This window comes from Paenibacillus tyrphae, assembly GCF_000722545.1.
GTDB lineage: Bacteria > Bacillota > Bacilli > Paenibacillales > NBRC-103111 > Paenibacillus_G > Paenibacillus_G tyrfis.
On the sequence record NZ_JNVM01000051.1, the window covers coordinates 35200 to 49382 of the forward strand.

The following is a 14183-nucleotide window of genomic DNA, read 5'->3' on the forward strand; positions in this document are numbered from 1 at the left end:
ATGCCCGCTCAGCGCTCCAGTACAGCCAGCACTTCCTCCACCGGCAATGCGGCGATCGTTCTTCCTTGCCGTCCCGAGGTCGTCTCCGCCATAAACAGGGAGTTGTAGATCGCTTCCTCGGTCGCCTCCGTAACGGCACGGAAGCAGTCGGACATCAGCCGGCCGTCTTCGCGAACGACGCGAAGCTCCAGCACACCGGAAGCCGGCGTATGCGGAATGCGGTTGCCGTTGCTAAAGGCGATCACGATGTCGCCGCTGCCGTGATGAGCGATCGAGCCGGTACGCGCCAAGCCGAAGCCCGCCCGCCTGGCAATCCGCTTCAATTGGCGGGCGTCCATCGGCAAGTCGGTGCCGACCACGATGAGGATCGAGCCGTCGTTGTCCCGCGCTTCCTCCGGCTTCGCCCGAAGGGATTCGCCCACAGGCTTCCCCAATATGGTCAAATCTTCCCCAAGGCCGAAGTTCGTCAGCACCAACACGCCGAAGTGGTAAATAGCCCCATCCACTTCCACCTGTCTGGACGATGTACCGATTCCTCCCTTGTAGCCGAAGCAGACCATCCCGGTTCCGGCTCCGACCGCCCCTTCCAAGACGCGGCGGTCCGTGGCTGCCCATCCCTGCCGGATCGCTTCCATCGCGTGCTCCGGACGGACGTGAAGCCCTCTCATGTCGTTGAGCAGCGAGTCGTTGCACTCCCCCGTGACGACGTTCAGCGAGCCGTCGCGGTCTCCGATCCCGTCATCCTGCGCCAGCATGTAACGAAGCGTCCCTTCGGTTACCGCCGGCACGCCGAACGTGTTCGTCAGCATAATCGGCGATTCGATGACGCCAAGCTCGTCCACTTGAACCAGACCGGCCGTTTTGCCGAAACCGTTGATCACATGTGCCGCGGCAACCGTTTTCTCGCGAAACCAATCGCCCGGGTGCGGCAAAATCGCCGTGACCCCCGTCCGGACGCAAGCATCGGGGCGGTCCTCATTCAACGTCACATGGCCTACGGATACTCCGGGGACATCCGTGATGCTGTTAAGCTGTCCGGTCGGAAGCTTTCCGACGGTAAATCCGTAATCGCGCAATCGTTTTCTGCTCATAAGCTATTCTCCCTCTATTCGTTTACGCGCCTCAGCATGCGGGAGCCGTAGAAGGCCGCCCAAGCCTGCGGCTCATCCTTGAAGAAGAACCGGATCGGATAACCGCTGTCTGCGATGACAAGCGTACGGTCGTCGCTGGCCCGCAGCGCGAAGGCTTTGCCGTCAATTCGAGCGACGGGCGAGTTCCCGTCGAGCACAATGTCGACACTGCCGCCCTCGGCGGACCGGTAAGCGCCGGCTAGACGCCGCAGCTCCTCCGGGGAGGCCTCGTACGTCGGCTCCACGCTGCTCTTTTGCTCCAAGGGGAAGCCGAGCGCCGTGTTGACCGCCGCCAACCACAGCTCGTTTGCGGGCACGTTCGCCACATTCGTCAAGACGGCAGCCACAAGCCCGCGTTCAGGCACGAAGCCAAAATACGACGATACCCCGGGCTGGCCGCCCCCATGCTCGACAAGCGTAACGCCGGAATAATCGGGAGTCACCCGCAGCGCGCAGCCGTAGAACGCGTTTCTACCGATCCGGTGAATCGGCTCCCGCATCTGCCTCAAGCTTTCGCTCCGCGCCACGGGGCGATTATTCGAAGACATGGCATCGCTCACGTAAAGTTGCCCATATTTCAACAGATCGCGCACCGTCGACCGGATGCCGCCGCCCGCTTCGTAGTTCCCCAGCTGGGGCCACGGTACCACGTCCAGCGTCTGTGTGCCGCTGCGCTTCACATACGGCACGGAGACATTATCCCAAGCGGCCAGCTCGTCCAAGCTGAACGTAGACCGCCGCATTTGCAGCGGCTCCATAATCCGTTCCGTGATCGCCGTTCGGAACGGGCGGCCCGTCAGCCGTTCGATGATCGCTCCGAGCAGCAGAAACGTGTCGTTGCAGTAGCTGAAATATTCCCCCGGCTCTCCTAGAAGCTCGATCTCTTCACTCGCCAAATAGTCGAGGTGCTCGGCGAACCGCCGAAGCTCCTCCCGGCGGCGCATGGGCGGGACGCCCGCCGTGTGGGAAAGCAAGTGCCGCACGCGGATGCCGTCGCTCCGCATCCCGCCGGAAGTGAGCAGCTTGAACTCGGGAAGATGCTTCGTGACAGGATCGTCCAACGCAAGCTTCCCTTCCTCCACGAGCTGCATGATGGCTAAGGCCGTGAACGACTTGGTGACCGACGCGATGCCGAACACGGTATCCTCGGTAACCGGCTCTCCCGTTGCCATATTTCTAACGCCGAACCCCTGCTGATAGACCGTCTCCCCGTACAGCGAGACGGCTACGGCTACGCCGGGAATCGCTTCTTTCTCCATCATCGCCTTCATATAGGCTTCGAATCCGGACCAGTTGCCGGTCATGACAGCACCTCCATAATTTGCGCAGCTCGCTTACTTCGGCCGATTGCGCAAAAAGTTCTCGGCGGCAAATCCGCGCACTTCTTCTTCCTTATAATATTTTAGCAGCTCGTTGATCAAGTTCTGGCTTTTGCCCGCGTGCTCCAAGTCTGCGACAAACTCGGAAATGCCGTCAAAATCCGAACCGAGCCCGATATGCCGCACGCCGCCGAGCGCGCACAAATGATCGATATGCTTTAACAAATCGGCGATCGTTACATGCCTTACCCGCTTCACAAAGGCAGGGCAATAAATGACGTGAATCGTCCCGCCTTTGACAAACAGCGCCTTGGCCTGTTCGTCCGTTAAATTGCGCGGGTGATCGCAAACCGCCCGCGCGTTGGCGTGACTCGCCATCGGATATTCTGCCAGCTCGACGACATCCCAGAACGCCCGCTCGCATAGATGAGCGACGTCGGTCAGCAGCCGGTGCTCGTTATTGAAGCGCACAATGTCCCGGCCGAACGAGGTCAACCCGGCGCCTCGCGGCTCCAGCACGCCATCGGCCGCGAGGTTGGCGTAGTTCCAGGTCAAGCCGACCGCACGCACGCCAAGCTGGTATAAAATGTTCAGTTGGCGCAGGTCGTTGCCGATAGGATCGACGCCTTCCAGCGTCAGCATGGCTCCGATCTGCCCCGGTTCGAGCGCGTCGAAATCGGCCCAGTCTCGAATCTGCTTCATTTCCGGATGCTTCCCAAGCACCTCGTCGTAAAAATAATGAATCTGATCCAGCGCCGCTTGAAACTTCTGCTCCGCCTTGAGATGAGGCGGAACGAAGACCGCAAAGCACTGGACCTTCACGCCGCCCTGCTGCAGCCTTGCCTTGTTCGTCGCCAGCTCCTCCGAGCTGCCGTAGGACAGATCCCCGCCGGTTGTCCAGAGCTTATAAAGCACATCGCAATGAAAGTCGATGATATCCATACTTTTCCCCCATTTCTTGATCCAGCCTTTCCTGGTCTTGTACCGTCATTGTCCCGTTATCGTACGGAACCGTTCGTACAGCGCCCGCGCGACCGGTCCGGGCTTGCCGTCCCGGATCAGGCTTTCGTCCTCGAAGCGGACGACCGGCATCACTTCCGTCGTCGTACTGGTAATGAACGCTTCGTCCGCCTGCCGCAGCTCCTCCGGCGTAAACGATTGTTCGACGAACGGGATACGCAGCTCGTGCGCGATCCGCTGGACCGCCATTCTCGTAATGCCCGCCAAAATCTGATTGGACAGCGGAGCCGTCCGGATCGCTCCGTCTTTGACTATGTATACGTTGGAGCTTGTTCCTTCCATCACATATCCTTCCCGTACGAGAACCGCTTCCAGACATCCGCGTTCGGACGCGGCTTGCTTGGCCAAAATGTTAGGCAGCAGATTGAGCGATTTAATCCAGCAGTTCAGCCAGCGCTCGTCCGGATGCAGCATAACGCTGATGCCGGTAGCCCTTGCCTCGGCCGGTATTTCCCGAAACGGCTTCGCCGTCATCGAGACGGACGCCGGGCATGCCGGAAACAAATGATTGCGGGGGGCGATGCCGCGGGTCGCCTGCACATACAGATCGAGATCCGACAGCCCGCTTTTTTGCGTCAATTCGCCAATAACCCGCTTCAGCGACTCGCCGTCCTGCCCAATCTCCAAACGGATCGCCGCGGCGCTCTTGAATAGACGGTCCAAATGCTCGTCGAGCATAAAAGGCCGCCCCTTGTATATCCGGATCACCTCATATACGCCGTCCCCGAATTGATGTCCCCGTTCGTCGATCGGAACGGCCGGTTCGTCCGACTGGATAAAGCTCCCGTTAAAATAAGCCAAAGCCATGATGCAGCCCCTCCCTGGTTCATTTCCCATGTTATTAACAAAACTAATCGATTTCCGCAGGTCGGTCCAATAGGATAATGACATGACGGGTATAAGAAAATATAATACGAGGATGGGAGGCGTTTTATGAATACGGATCATGTTGAATGTTTTGTCATGGTGGCTCTGACCGGAAGCTTCAGCAAAGCGGCCAACCTGCTGTATTTGTCCCAGCCTGCGGTAAGCCAGAGGATCAAAGCGCTCGAAGCCGACTTGAACTGCAGGCTGTTTCAACGGACCGGCCATGCCATTGCCTTGACGGAGGAAGGCGAAAGCTTCCTGCCCTATGCGAAAAGCATGCTGCAATCGCTGCAGGACGGGCAGCAGGCAATCCAGCGGATTCACGGGAAATTGGAAGGTGAGCTGTCCGTCGCTTCCGTTTTCGGAGCGGCCTTTTATCTGCTGCCTCAGCTTGTGGAGCAATTCCAGACACTTTACCCAAAGGTGAAGCTGACGCTTTTGACCGGACATTCGCATCAGGTGCTCGATATGGTGTTGAATCATGAAGTGTCCTTCGGAATCGCCCGCGCCGTCAATCATCCGCAGATCCGGCGCATTCCGATCCTGAAGGACGATATGCTGCTGGCCGTCTATCCGGGCCATCCGTTTCACGACCGCAAGCAGGTGACGATCGAGGATGTCGCCAAGGAGCGGCTCATTTTGTTCAATCGCGGCTCGCTCGACTGGACGCTGATTAACGGGGCGTTCAGCCACTATAGGCTGGACCGGCACGTGGTCATGGAGGCGGATAACATCGAGGTGGTCAAGCGGATGGTCAAGCAGAGGCTGGGCATCGCGTTTCTGCCCCGCTTCTCGATCCTTCATGATCTGGATAGGGACGAGCTCCGAGAGGTGGAAGTCGCCGGACTGCCGCAGCTGAACCGCAATTTCGAGCTGATCTATTTGAAGGATATGTCGTTGAACCAGATCATGGAGCAGTTTATCGGCTTCTTATGCCAGCACCATGCGCAAACGGAGTAACGAACAAAACCGCCCGACTCGGATAAGTCGGACGGTCCTTTGTTCAAATCTATGGAGCGGTATTACCCGACCGCCCAGTTGCCTTGACGGAACACAGGCTCGCGGGTGCCATCCGGCAGCTCGCCGTCAATATCCAGCTCCGCCGAGCCGACCATGAAGTCGACGTGGGTCAGGCTGACGTTCGCGCCCTTGGCCAGCAGCTCTTCCTTGGTCATCTTCGTTCCGTTCTCGATCGTAAACGGATAGGCGCTGCCGACGGCGAAATGGCAGGATGCGTTCTCGTCAATACCGGTGTTGTAAAACACGCGGTTCAGGTTCGAAATCGGAGAATGGTGCGGCACGAGCGCCACTTCTCCCAAATATTTGGCCCCTTCGTCCGTCTTCAGCAGGGCATCCAAATATTCAAGTCCGACCTCGGCCGTATAGCTGACCACTTTGCCGCCTTCGAACGTGAGCGCAAACTTGTCGACCAGCCGGCCGTTCAAGTTTAACGGCTTCGTGCTCGTCACCGTTCCGTTCACGCCGGTCCGCAGCGGCATCGTGTACACTTCCTCCGTCGGCATGTTGGCTACGAAGTATACGCCTTGATCGTCCGTCGTCCCGCCGCCGTGCCAAATATGCCCCTCAGGCAGCTCGACCGACAAGTCGGTGCCCGGAGCCCGGTAATGCAGCTTCTTGTACTTTTTCTCGTTGAGCTTCTCCTTGACCTGCTTCAGCCGGCCGATGTGCTCTTTCCAAGCCGCCACGGGATCGTCCGCGTCGACCCGATTCATTTTGAAGATCGTATCCCACATCACCCGGACACGCTCTTCCTCCGGAAGCTCGGGGAACACCTTGGCCGCCCAGGCGCGCGTCGGCGCTTTCACCAGACACCAGCTGAACTTTTTGTTGCGCACGTAGCTTTGGAATGTCTCTCTCGCCACGGCTGCCGCTTTGGTTGCCCGCGTCACTTTGTCCGAATCGATGCCCTTGTACAACTCCGGGTCTGGCACTTTGATGTTGATCAATGCCCCGCCGTTCTCCGCCAGCTGCTCCATCATCGCAGGCATCCACTGCGGGTAGTAGTCGAACGACTCGTCGGGCGCATATAAGAACCGGTTTCTCGTCACTTCCTCGTCATCCCATTGAACCTGCACGTATTTCGCTCCCGCTTCGTATGCCTTTTGCACGACTTTTCGGGTGAACGGCGCAGCTTCCAGCGGCGATTCGATGTGAAGCACTTGTCCGGGCTGAACGTTCGCTCCGACCCGGACGACAAGCTCCGCGTATTTTTCCAGACTTCGGTCAAAAGCTTCCATGTCCCTGTCTCCTGTCCTATCGATTGGTTACCCGTACCATTATACTAGAAGTCGGGAGGCGAACCAAGCGTACTCCTAGGCGCAGAGCCGGTCAAACCAAAAGAGCCCCTGACCGGTTCCATAAACCGGCCGGGACTCCTTGAGATCGGGTGTTAGCCTCCTACACCGTTATCGTGGAAGTAATGCATTTTTACCGGTTCGTTCGCCGGCGGTTGATACGATACGGACAGGCCGTTCAAGAAAATGAACCCCAAGGTCAGAAGCACCATCATTTTTTTCATCAAGCGGACACTCCCTCCAAAATTTTCTCGTATTCCTTTTTTTGCTGTTCCGTCGCATGGTCAACATGCTTCCAGAACAAAGAAACGCATTTCTCGAACCCCGAATAATAACGCATTTTTTGGGCCAGACCCAATGCGTGAATTAATTCATTTAACGCTTGGTGCTTCCCTCCTCTTTTGAAGCTGTAAATGACCTTCTCATACCAAAAGTGGAACAACTGCGTGCCATTGATGTGATCGCAGATCGTCCCGACCGTCGGGATTCTCTTTTCGAATTTGGCAAGGATCGCGTCAACGGAAAAATGGTACCGGTTTGCGGCTTTCATGACGACCGATAAACTGGGAAGGATTTGATTGGGGTATTCGTCCAGATAGGCGGATAATTCGGGCAGGACTTTGAGGTTTCCCGTATTCAATTCGAGAATGAGCCTGTTTCCTTTACCCCATATCCGGAATTTCTCAACCTCCTTTTTACCGACTTCGTCAAGACCTTGGAACCATGAAAGATCGGAATACTCCTGCACGCAGCGCTTGGCCTCTTCATATTGTTCCAGTTTGGTTAGAGCCACCCCTTTCATCAGACAGCCTTGACCGTAGTACACGACTAAATGTCGTTCCGTTTGCAGCGGTTTATACAGCTCATTATGTATCAGCTTTTCGTAGATCACAGTTGCCAGCTCTCTGAGTTCATCGGCGTACTGTCCGACTTTGTCCCATCTTTCGAAGGTGTAATAAACGTTGGCCATCTGCAAAAGAGCGTCCAGCCGGACATCCTCCGGCAGATGTTTGTAATGGGTTTCAAAACGAAATACGGCTTCTCTGTTTTCTTCCACCCCGGTTCCGATGAGCGATTGAAACAACCGGAACTGACTCATGACATACTGCGGGTCCTCTGTATTTCCTTTATCGACAATTTGGCGGTAAAGTGGAATAGCTTCTTTTTTCTTTCCTTGCTCAAACAGGCTTTCCGCTAAGGAAAATTGCTGCGAACAGGTTAGCTTATCGTTCAAGAAACATTGACCCAAGTACAATTCGTAAAGCCAACCGGGGCCGTGACCCAACGCGGATGCTATCTTGTCGAGCTGGTCTATGGTGACGGACCTGGGGTAATCCAGCTGCTCAATACGGATTCCTGCAAGTTCGCTGAACTGCGAAGGAGTGTACCCGTGGAGTTGCAACTCATTCTCAACTACCGTTCTCATACTTTGAATGGTCGTTACCATATAAAATTCTCCTCCCTGCCTATATCCATAATAGTACATCGGTCGAAGGGAAGTGTAAATATCATACTTTTTATGTATATTACTGGTCTGTAACCGCTATCACACAAAAATTGAAATGTAGCAAAAATTGCTCTTCGGGATGAGCACTTTTCGCATCGACACGGCTTCGTCCTTGTTTTATGATGAGGAAATAGACAATCGCGAACAAAGGAAAGAGGTCAGCTTATGGAACACGTCATTGACATTCAGGATGTATCTTGGAAAAACGGCCAGAACTATTTGCTGCACAATGTCAGCTGGACCGTGCGTCCCAAAGAGCATTGGGCGCTGCTGGGCCTGAACGGATCGGGAAAAACGACGCTGCTGAACATGATTAACGGCTATCTCTGGCCGACGACAGGGTCGGTGTCCGTGCTCGGCCACCGGTTCGGAGAAGTCGATTTGCGCGAGCTGCGCCGTTCCATCGGCTGGGTCAGCTCCTCGCTGCAGGAGAAGCTGTACGCCTCCGACAAAGCCCAGTATGTGGTCATCAGCGGCAAATACGCGACTATCGGCTTATACGAGCGGCTATCCGATGAAGATCTGGACCGGGCGCAAGCGCTGATGCGCACGCTGGGCTGCACGCATCTGTGGGACCGGGAATTCCGGACCTGCTCGCAGGGAGAGAAACAGAAGGTGCTGATCGCCCGGGCGCTGATGGCCGACCCGCACCTACTGATTCTGGACGAGCCCTGCAACGGGCTGGATCTGTTCTCGCGCGAAAAGCTGCTGGACAGCATCCAAGAGCTGAGCTGCCAGGAACAGTCGCCGACGCTGATTTACGTCACCCACCATACGGAAGAAATCGTTCCCGCCTTCAGCCATACGCTGCTGCTGCGTAGAGGCGAGGTGGTCCGCAGCGGAGCCACCGAAAGCATATTGGAGGCGGACATTTTGACGGACTTTTTCGAAGCTCCGGTCGAGGTCGAAAAGCACCGTCAGCGCGTGTACGTGCGGGCGGCTCACGTCGAGAACCCGCTGGCGTAGCGGCTTAGGAGGCCACCCAAAAAAGCTTAGCTGGTTTGCCTGCAAAGGGAAACGGCTAAGCTTTTTTGTACAGTTGAAGAACGCCCCTTGTAGCTCCGTTAGTTCGACGACAAAGGCTCCGCCGTTTCGGCGATTGGCGGTTCACAAATCATCATCTTTTGCTCGAACGGCGCCGTGAGCATCATCAAGGTATAGGAGTAGCCGAAGTCTCCACATCTTTCCGAAAAATCCACCAGCTCCTCGGTCGTTGCGGTAACGACCTTCAGCATGTAGTTGTACTCCCCGCTAATCCGATACATGTCCGTCACCTCGGGAGACTGCCTGCAAAATTCGACGAAAGCGGCGCATTTCTTCGTCCGGAACATGACGAAGGCCGTCGTGTTCTTGCCCAGCTTCGGCATGGAGATCGCCGCGTGATATCCCGTAATCACGCCTTGCTCCTCCAGCTTCCTCACTCTCTCCTTCACGGCCGGCTGCGTCATGCCGATGATCCTCCCCAGCTCCGCCATCGGAATGCGGGAATTTTCATGCAGCAGGCTTAATATTTTGTAGTCCACTTGATCCATCCAAATCACCCTTTCAAATGTATAAGTAAAAGCCGCGAATTAACTTCAATCCTTAAACTATCGAGGACCAAATACCTTGGTTCATATATGTAAATTATAAAATTGTTTTTGTAAAATGTCATTAGTACATCGCTTGTCGCATCCGCGCGGGAATCGGCAAACAACAAACCCAGTATTTTTCATGCAAGGAGTGAAGTGTGTGTCTCGCTATATTGGAATTTATTTGCTTGCCTTGGGGGAATTCATGGTGGGCACGGCAGAATCGATTGTCACCGGCATCATCGGCATGATCGCCAAGGATACACAGGTGCCCCTCTCCCTCGCCGGGCAATTGGTCACGGGCTTCTCTCTTGCGTTTGCCTTCGGCTCGCCGCTGTTGATCGCCTTCACCGCCCGTATGGAGCGAAAGAAGCTGCTCGCGGCAGCGCTTCTGCTCTTTATTGTCGGCAATCTGCTTGCTTTTTTCAGCACAGGCTTTGCGGTTCTAATGGCCTCCCGAATCCTGCTCGGGTTAAGCGGAGGCGTCTATACGGTGGTAGCGCTCGCCGCTGCGGCCAATCTGGCTCCGCCCGAGAAAAAGGGAAGCGCAATCGGAACGATTCTTATGGGCTTTAGCGTCTCGCTCGTTCTGGGGGTACCCGCAGGCACTATGGCCGGGGACTTGTGGGGATGGCGTTCGGTATTTCTGATCATTGCCGCGCTTAGCATCATCGCCGCGTGGGCGATTATGGCGTACCTTCCCAAGCTGCCGAAGCAAGAAGCCGTCCCGCTTCGGACCCAGTTGGCCGCCCTCAAGAACAGCCGGGTCGTCACGGCTTTGCTGATTTCGTTCCTGTTCGTAACGGGATATTCAACCGTTTATACGTACGTTACGCCTCTCCTGCAATCCGCAGCGGGGATGTCCACGGCGCTTGTCAGCACGACGCTGTTGCTGGCAGGGCTCGCCAGTGCCGCAGGATCGCGCATAGGGGGATTTGCTACCGATAAATGGGGGATTCGACCCACGCTGTACGCGAGCCTGCTGCTGCATGCCGCGATTCTGATCGCTTTTCCCTTCGCGGTCCAGCTTGTTGTCGGTGCGATGCTGGCGACCATGGTGTGGATCGGCGCCGTGCAGACGACGGTGCCTGCCCAGCAGTATTACTTGATCACCTTGTCCCCACACTCGTCCGAAATCGCCCTAAGCGTCAATACTTCCGTCTTTCAGCTCGGGCTGGCTGTCGGAGCAGGCGTAGGTGGGCTAATCGTGGACCGCTATACGGCCGCCCCTCTCGGCTGGGTCGGCGGAGCGACCGTGCTGCTTGGCCTTTTCTTCGCATGGCTGTCGTTTTCGCTGGGCAGAACTGCCTCGTCGAAGGCCGTGCTGTCAAAGTAAAGCAAACGAACCGTTTAGTGGCAGTTCTCCACTCATGGAGGACTGCCTTTTCTTTGTTTTGACCGCTAACAACGATAAAAGTCTGCCAATCTTCTACGCAGATTGCAGACTTTTATGTTATCGCAGCTCGATTTGGGTTAAAGCGTCGTATCGCCGGCAATCGGCGTTTCCATGATTTTCTTAACCTCGGTGATATCAGCTGATTTCCCCAGCGCCCACATGAATTTAGGAACAATCGCTTCCGTGTTCATATCTCTGGAATTAATAATCAGATCTAGATTCACCTTCCGCCCGACTTCGTACAGACCCAGGTCTCCCCCCTCTTCCAGACATTGCGTCGTGAGAGCTACCGCGATCCCCGCCTTGATCAGCTCGTTGATTTTCGGAATCAGATTTCTTTCCTGGAACGGCAATCCTCCGCTCCCGAACGTTTCGATCACGACGCCTTTGTACAGTCCCTTCAGGCAATCGAAGAGCTCCGGTTTCGTCCCCGGAAGCAGCTTTAACAAAAAGACGTCGGGGCAAAGCGAACAATCCAGGCGCGGCTCCTTGTTCCGCACCGTCCGGATCGGATGATGATACGTAATGTTTTCCTCGATATAAGCGATATAAGGATGATTAATGCTTTCAAACGCGTCGTAGCTTTTCGTTCGCAGCTTCACCGCTCTTGTCCCGATGATAACGCGGCCGTCAAACACAACATAGACCCCGCCCACGGGCTCGCAGGCAAAACGGATCGCATCGATAATATTTTTTTTCGCATCGGTTCTTTTGTACATAATTGGCACTTGGGAACCGGTGATGACGACTGGCTTCGCCAAATTCTGCAGCATGTACGAAAGCGCGGCGGAAGTATAAGCCATCGTATCCGTCCCGTGGGTAATGACAAAACCGTCGTACTGATCGTAATGCTCGTAGACGGCCTTGGCGATCGTGACCCAATACTCGGGCTGCATGTTCGTGCTGTCGATCGTCATGATAATTTTGGTTTCCACCTGATAGGACCGGTTCTGTTCCGGCAAATAATGCAGGAGCTCATCCGCACTCATTTTGGGAGCCAGCCCGTTTTCGCCCGGGACGGAAGCAATGGTTCCGCCGGTCGATAGCAGCAGTATTTTTTTCATATCTATCCAAGCACCCTTTCATCTGATCGGACTATACTGACCTAAGTATAATCCATCCGAAAAAGTACGCGTAACGCGACCATATTCTTCATTATAATGAATCGATTTGCGAAAAACAAGAATATTCTTATGCGTTACGCGAACAGAACATGTTATAATGAATGGGTATGAGGAGGTATTTTCCATGTTGACACGATTATCCCGACTAAGAAAAAGCAAAAAATGGTCGTTACAATATACAGCCGATCGGCTCGGCATCGCAAAAAGCACCTACGCAGGCTACGAATCGGGGTATCGGGAACCGCCGCTGGAAACGTTAAAGAAGCTGGCCGACCTGCTGGAAACGTCTGTGGACTACTTGCTCGGCCGGATCGACAATCCGGCGTTTTATCCGAAAGCGTGGAAGGTCGAGCTGCACGATAAACTGAAATTGACCGAGGCGCGCACGCGGTTCGATGTGGAGCTCATTTTGGACGGAGCACCGCTCAATGAGGAAGAAATCAAGCAGTGCATTGCGTTTATCCGCACGAAGCGCAAGCTGGACACGAACGGTTAACGCGAACTACAAAAAGCTTAGCCGCTCCCTCTAGGGAATACGGCTAAGCTTGATGAGTTTAAGCCCCGCAGCTCCATTACATCTTTGCCGATCCGCTAACCAACGCGAACCGGATGTGCTGCCATTTTCGGGAACGCCAGCGCAGCAGCATGCTCGCGCCGCGCAGAAATTCGTCGACAATAAAAGCAAGCCATATTCCCGGGATACCCAGATGACATACGATTCCAAAAAGATAAGCCAACGGAATGCTAAGCCCCCACATGGAAATAAGGCCCACGACTACCGGAAATCTAACATCGCCGGCGGCATTCAGCGCTCCGATGACAATCACATTGCATGCGCGCCCCGCTTCAAGCAGCAGCGACAGCAGCATCAGGGTTTGCCCGAGATGGATCACTTCCGGATCGCTCGTAAACAGGCCGAGCAGCGGGCGGGAACACATGACGAGCAAGCAGCCTATACCAAAATTAATCGCCCAGCCGATACGCAAGTTCCGATAGCACATACGATAAGCAGTATCGTGTTGACCTGCTCCAATCAACCGGCCGATCATCATCGAAGTCGCCTGCCCAATCGAGACCGAAACTAAAAACACGAATGTGGTAATGTTCTGGGTATATATTTTGGTCGTCAGCGCAGAAGTACCCAGCATCGTAACAAAATACGTAATAAAAACTTGCGAAGCGTTATAAGAAATGTTTTCCCCCGCCGATGGAATGCCAATTCTGGTCATTTCCTTGACTTCGTTGACCGGCAGCCGAAACATGTCTTTCCAGGAAAGGGAATACGGCAAATAGCGGATCAACAGAAATAGCGCAAGGCCTACCCCGAATACCCGGCTGGCGTTGGTCGCCAAAGCAACCCCCTCCACACCCAAAACCGGAATACCGAAAGGGCCGTATAAGAACAAAAAGTTCCCGGCAATATTGATCATAATGACAGAAAAAGACAGCAGAAGCATCGGCTTCAGAAAACCGTGCATCCGCAAAACCGCGTCTGCCGTACTAATGATCGCTACAGTGAAAGAAAGCATCCCCACCGTTGACAAAAATGTATATCCGTCCTCCATCAGCTCCGGCGGCAGCTTCATCAAGCCCAATAACGGCTTGGCCAGAATAAACAAAGCCAGACTGACGACGAACCCTAGCACAAGGTTCATCCCCATCGCAATCGAAGCCATTCTGGCGGCTTCCCGTTCTTTTCCCGCGCCAAGCAATTGCGAAATCAGCACGCTGAGCCCTACGGTAACAAATCCGAACATCAATTGGGCCACGGTTAATACTTGAGCGGCCACGCCCACGGCGGCTACCGCACGATCCGAATAGTTGCTGAGCATCAGCGTGTCTATATTCAATATAATGGTTTGAAGCAGTTGTTCCACGAAAATGGGACCCATTAACCGAAATAAGGTGAACTGTTTATCTTGCTGTTTTTCCAT

The 14183-nt window shown here is 54.8% G+C and carries 14 protein-coding genes; 4 read left to right on the plus strand and 10 right to left on the minus strand.

What is annotated here, in order from left to right; all coding sequences use genetic code 11:
- Positions 1-8: 8 nt before the first annotated feature.
- From ET33_RS33820 to dat, 4 genes are read right to left on the minus strand one after another with little or no spacing between them, the layout of a single operon-like run.
- Positions 9-1091: a DmpA family aminopeptidase gene (locus ET33_RS33820; protein WP_036692956.1), complete on the minus strand. Its 1083-nt coding sequence runs from the start codon at positions 1089-1091 to the stop codon at positions 9-11.
- A 14-nt stretch (positions 1092-1105) separates the two neighbouring features.
- Complete coding sequence (locus ET33_RS33825) at positions 1106-2434, minus strand: serine hydrolase domain-containing protein (protein WP_036692958.1); 1329 nt, start codon at positions 2432-2434, stop codon at positions 1106-1108.
- 30 nt (positions 2435-2464) lie between these two features.
- The gene (locus tag ET33_RS33830) at positions 2465-3391 is read right to left on the minus strand and encodes a dipeptidase (protein WP_036692960.1); all 927 of its coding nucleotides are present in this window, start codon (positions 3389-3391) and stop codon (positions 2465-2467) included.
- Positions 3392-3436: 45 nt separating this feature from the next.
- Positions 3437-4276, minus strand: coding sequence for a D-amino-acid transaminase (dat, locus tag ET33_RS33835; protein WP_036692963.1), 840 nt, complete (start codon positions 4274-4276; stop codon positions 3437-3439).
- 126 nt (positions 4277-4402) lie between these two features.
- Here dat and ET33_RS33840 point away from each other — a divergent pair, with 126 nt between their 5' ends.
- The gene (locus ET33_RS33840; protein ID WP_036692965.1) at positions 4403-5296 is read left to right on the plus strand and encodes a LysR family transcriptional regulator; all 894 of its coding nucleotides are present in this window, start codon (positions 4403-4405) and stop codon (positions 5294-5296) included.
- Between the two features lie 62 nt (positions 5297-5358).
- On the opposite strand, the gene ET33_RS33845 is transcribed toward ET33_RS33840, so the two are convergent.
- The 3 genes from ET33_RS33845 to ET33_RS33850 form a co-directional block, all read right to left on the minus strand.
- Complete coding sequence (locus tag ET33_RS33845; RefSeq protein ID WP_036692968.1) at positions 5359-6594, minus strand: aminopeptidase; 1236 nt, start codon at positions 6592-6594, stop codon at positions 5359-5361.
- Positions 6595-6746: 152 nt separating this feature from the next.
- Positions 6747-6875, minus strand: coding sequence for a hypothetical protein (locus tag ET33_RS40355; RefSeq protein WP_258959291.1), 129 nt, complete (start codon positions 6873-6875; stop codon positions 6747-6749).
- Entirely contained in the window at positions 6875-8098 is a 1224-nt protein-coding gene (locus ET33_RS33850) for a hypothetical protein (RefSeq protein WP_036692971.1), read from the minus strand. The genes ET33_RS40355 and ET33_RS33850 overlap by 1 nt, the downstream gene beginning before the upstream one ends.
- A 225-nt stretch (positions 8099-8323) precedes the next feature.
- On the opposite strand from ET33_RS33850, the gene ET33_RS33855 reads away from it, so the two are divergent.
- On the plus strand, positions 8324-9124 hold the full coding sequence (locus ET33_RS33855) for an ABC transporter ATP-binding protein (protein WP_036692972.1): 801 nt from the start codon (positions 8324-8326) through the stop codon (positions 9122-9124).
- A 98-nt stretch (positions 9125-9222) separates the two neighbouring features.
- Here the strand turns inward: ET33_RS33855 and ET33_RS33860 are convergent, their stop codons facing one another.
- A complete protein-coding gene (locus tag ET33_RS33860) occupies positions 9223-9690 on the minus strand; it encodes an Lrp/AsnC family transcriptional regulator (protein WP_036692974.1) in 468 nt (155 codons plus the stop codon).
- 199 nt (positions 9691-9889) lie between these two features.
- Here ET33_RS33860 and ET33_RS33865 point away from each other — a divergent pair, with 199 nt between their 5' ends.
- Entirely contained in the window at positions 9890-11065 is a 1176-nt protein-coding gene (locus tag ET33_RS33865) for an MFS transporter (protein ID WP_036692976.1), read from the plus strand.
- Between the two features lie 137 nt (positions 11066-11202).
- Here ET33_RS33865 and ET33_RS33870 read toward each other — a convergent pair whose 3' ends face one another.
- Complete coding sequence (locus ET33_RS33870) at positions 11203-12189, minus strand: asparaginase (RefSeq protein ID WP_036692977.1); 987 nt, start codon at positions 12187-12189, stop codon at positions 11203-11205.
- A gap of 184 nt (positions 12190-12373) precedes the next feature.
- Between ET33_RS33870 and ET33_RS33875 the strand changes: the two genes are divergently transcribed.
- Complete coding sequence (locus tag ET33_RS33875; protein ID WP_036692980.1) at positions 12374-12745, plus strand: helix-turn-helix domain-containing protein; 372 nt, start codon at positions 12374-12376, stop codon at positions 12743-12745.
- 76 nt (positions 12746-12821) lie between these two features.
- On the opposite strand, the gene ET33_RS33880 is transcribed toward ET33_RS33875, so the two are convergent.
- Entirely contained in the window at positions 12822-14183 is a 1362-nt protein-coding gene (locus ET33_RS33880) for an MATE family efflux transporter (protein ID WP_036692983.1), read from the minus strand.

What these genes read in the sequence shown, in the direction of transcription:
- ET33_RS33850 (WP_036692971.1), bottom strand. Translation starts at nt 8,098, where the DNA reads ATGGTAACGACCATTCAAAGTATGAGAACGGTAGTTGAGAATGAGTTG.
- ET33_RS33845 (WP_036692968.1), bottom strand. Translation starts at nt 6,594, where the DNA reads ATGGAAGCTTTTGACCGAAGTCTGGAAAAATACGCGGAGCTTGTCGTC.
- ET33_RS33830 (WP_036692960.1), bottom strand. Translation starts at nt 3,391, where the DNA reads ATGGATATCATCGACTTTCATTGCGATGTGCTTTATAAGCTCTGGACA.
- ET33_RS40355 (WP_258959291.1), bottom strand. Translation starts at nt 6,875, where the DNA reads ATGAAAAAAATGATGGTGCTTCTGACCTTGGGGTTCATTTTCTTGAAC.
- ET33_RS33860 (WP_036692974.1), bottom strand. Translation starts at nt 9,690, where the DNA reads ATGGATCAAGTGGACTACAAAATATTAAGCCTGCTGCATGAAAATTCC.
- dat (WP_036692963.1), bottom strand. Translation starts at nt 4,276, where the DNA reads ATGGCTTTGGCTTATTTTAACGGGAGCTTTATCCAGTCGGACGAACCG.
- ET33_RS33880 (WP_036692983.1), bottom strand. Translation starts at nt 14,183, where the DNA reads ATGGAAAAACAGCAAGATAAACAGTTCACCTTATTTCGGTTAATGGGT.
- ET33_RS33875 (WP_036692980.1), top strand. Translation starts at nt 12,374, where the DNA reads ATGTTGACACGATTATCCCGACTAAGAAAAAGCAAAAAATGGTCGTTA.
- ET33_RS33840 (WP_036692965.1), top strand. Translation starts at nt 4,403, where the DNA reads ATGAATACGGATCATGTTGAATGTTTTGTCATGGTGGCTCTGACCGGA.
- ET33_RS33820 (WP_036692956.1), bottom strand. Translation starts at nt 1,091, where the DNA reads ATGAGCAGAAAACGATTGCGCGATTACGGATTTACCGTCGGAAAGCTT.
- ET33_RS33855 (WP_036692972.1), top strand. Translation starts at nt 8,324, where the DNA reads ATGGAACACGTCATTGACATTCAGGATGTATCTTGGAAAAACGGCCAG.
- ET33_RS33870 (WP_036692977.1), bottom strand. Translation starts at nt 12,189, where the DNA reads ATGAAAAAAATACTGCTGCTATCGACCGGCGGAACCATTGCTTCCGTC.
- ET33_RS33825 (WP_036692958.1), bottom strand. Translation starts at nt 2,434, where the DNA reads ATGACCGGCAACTGGTCCGGATTCGAAGCCTATATGAAGGCGATGATG.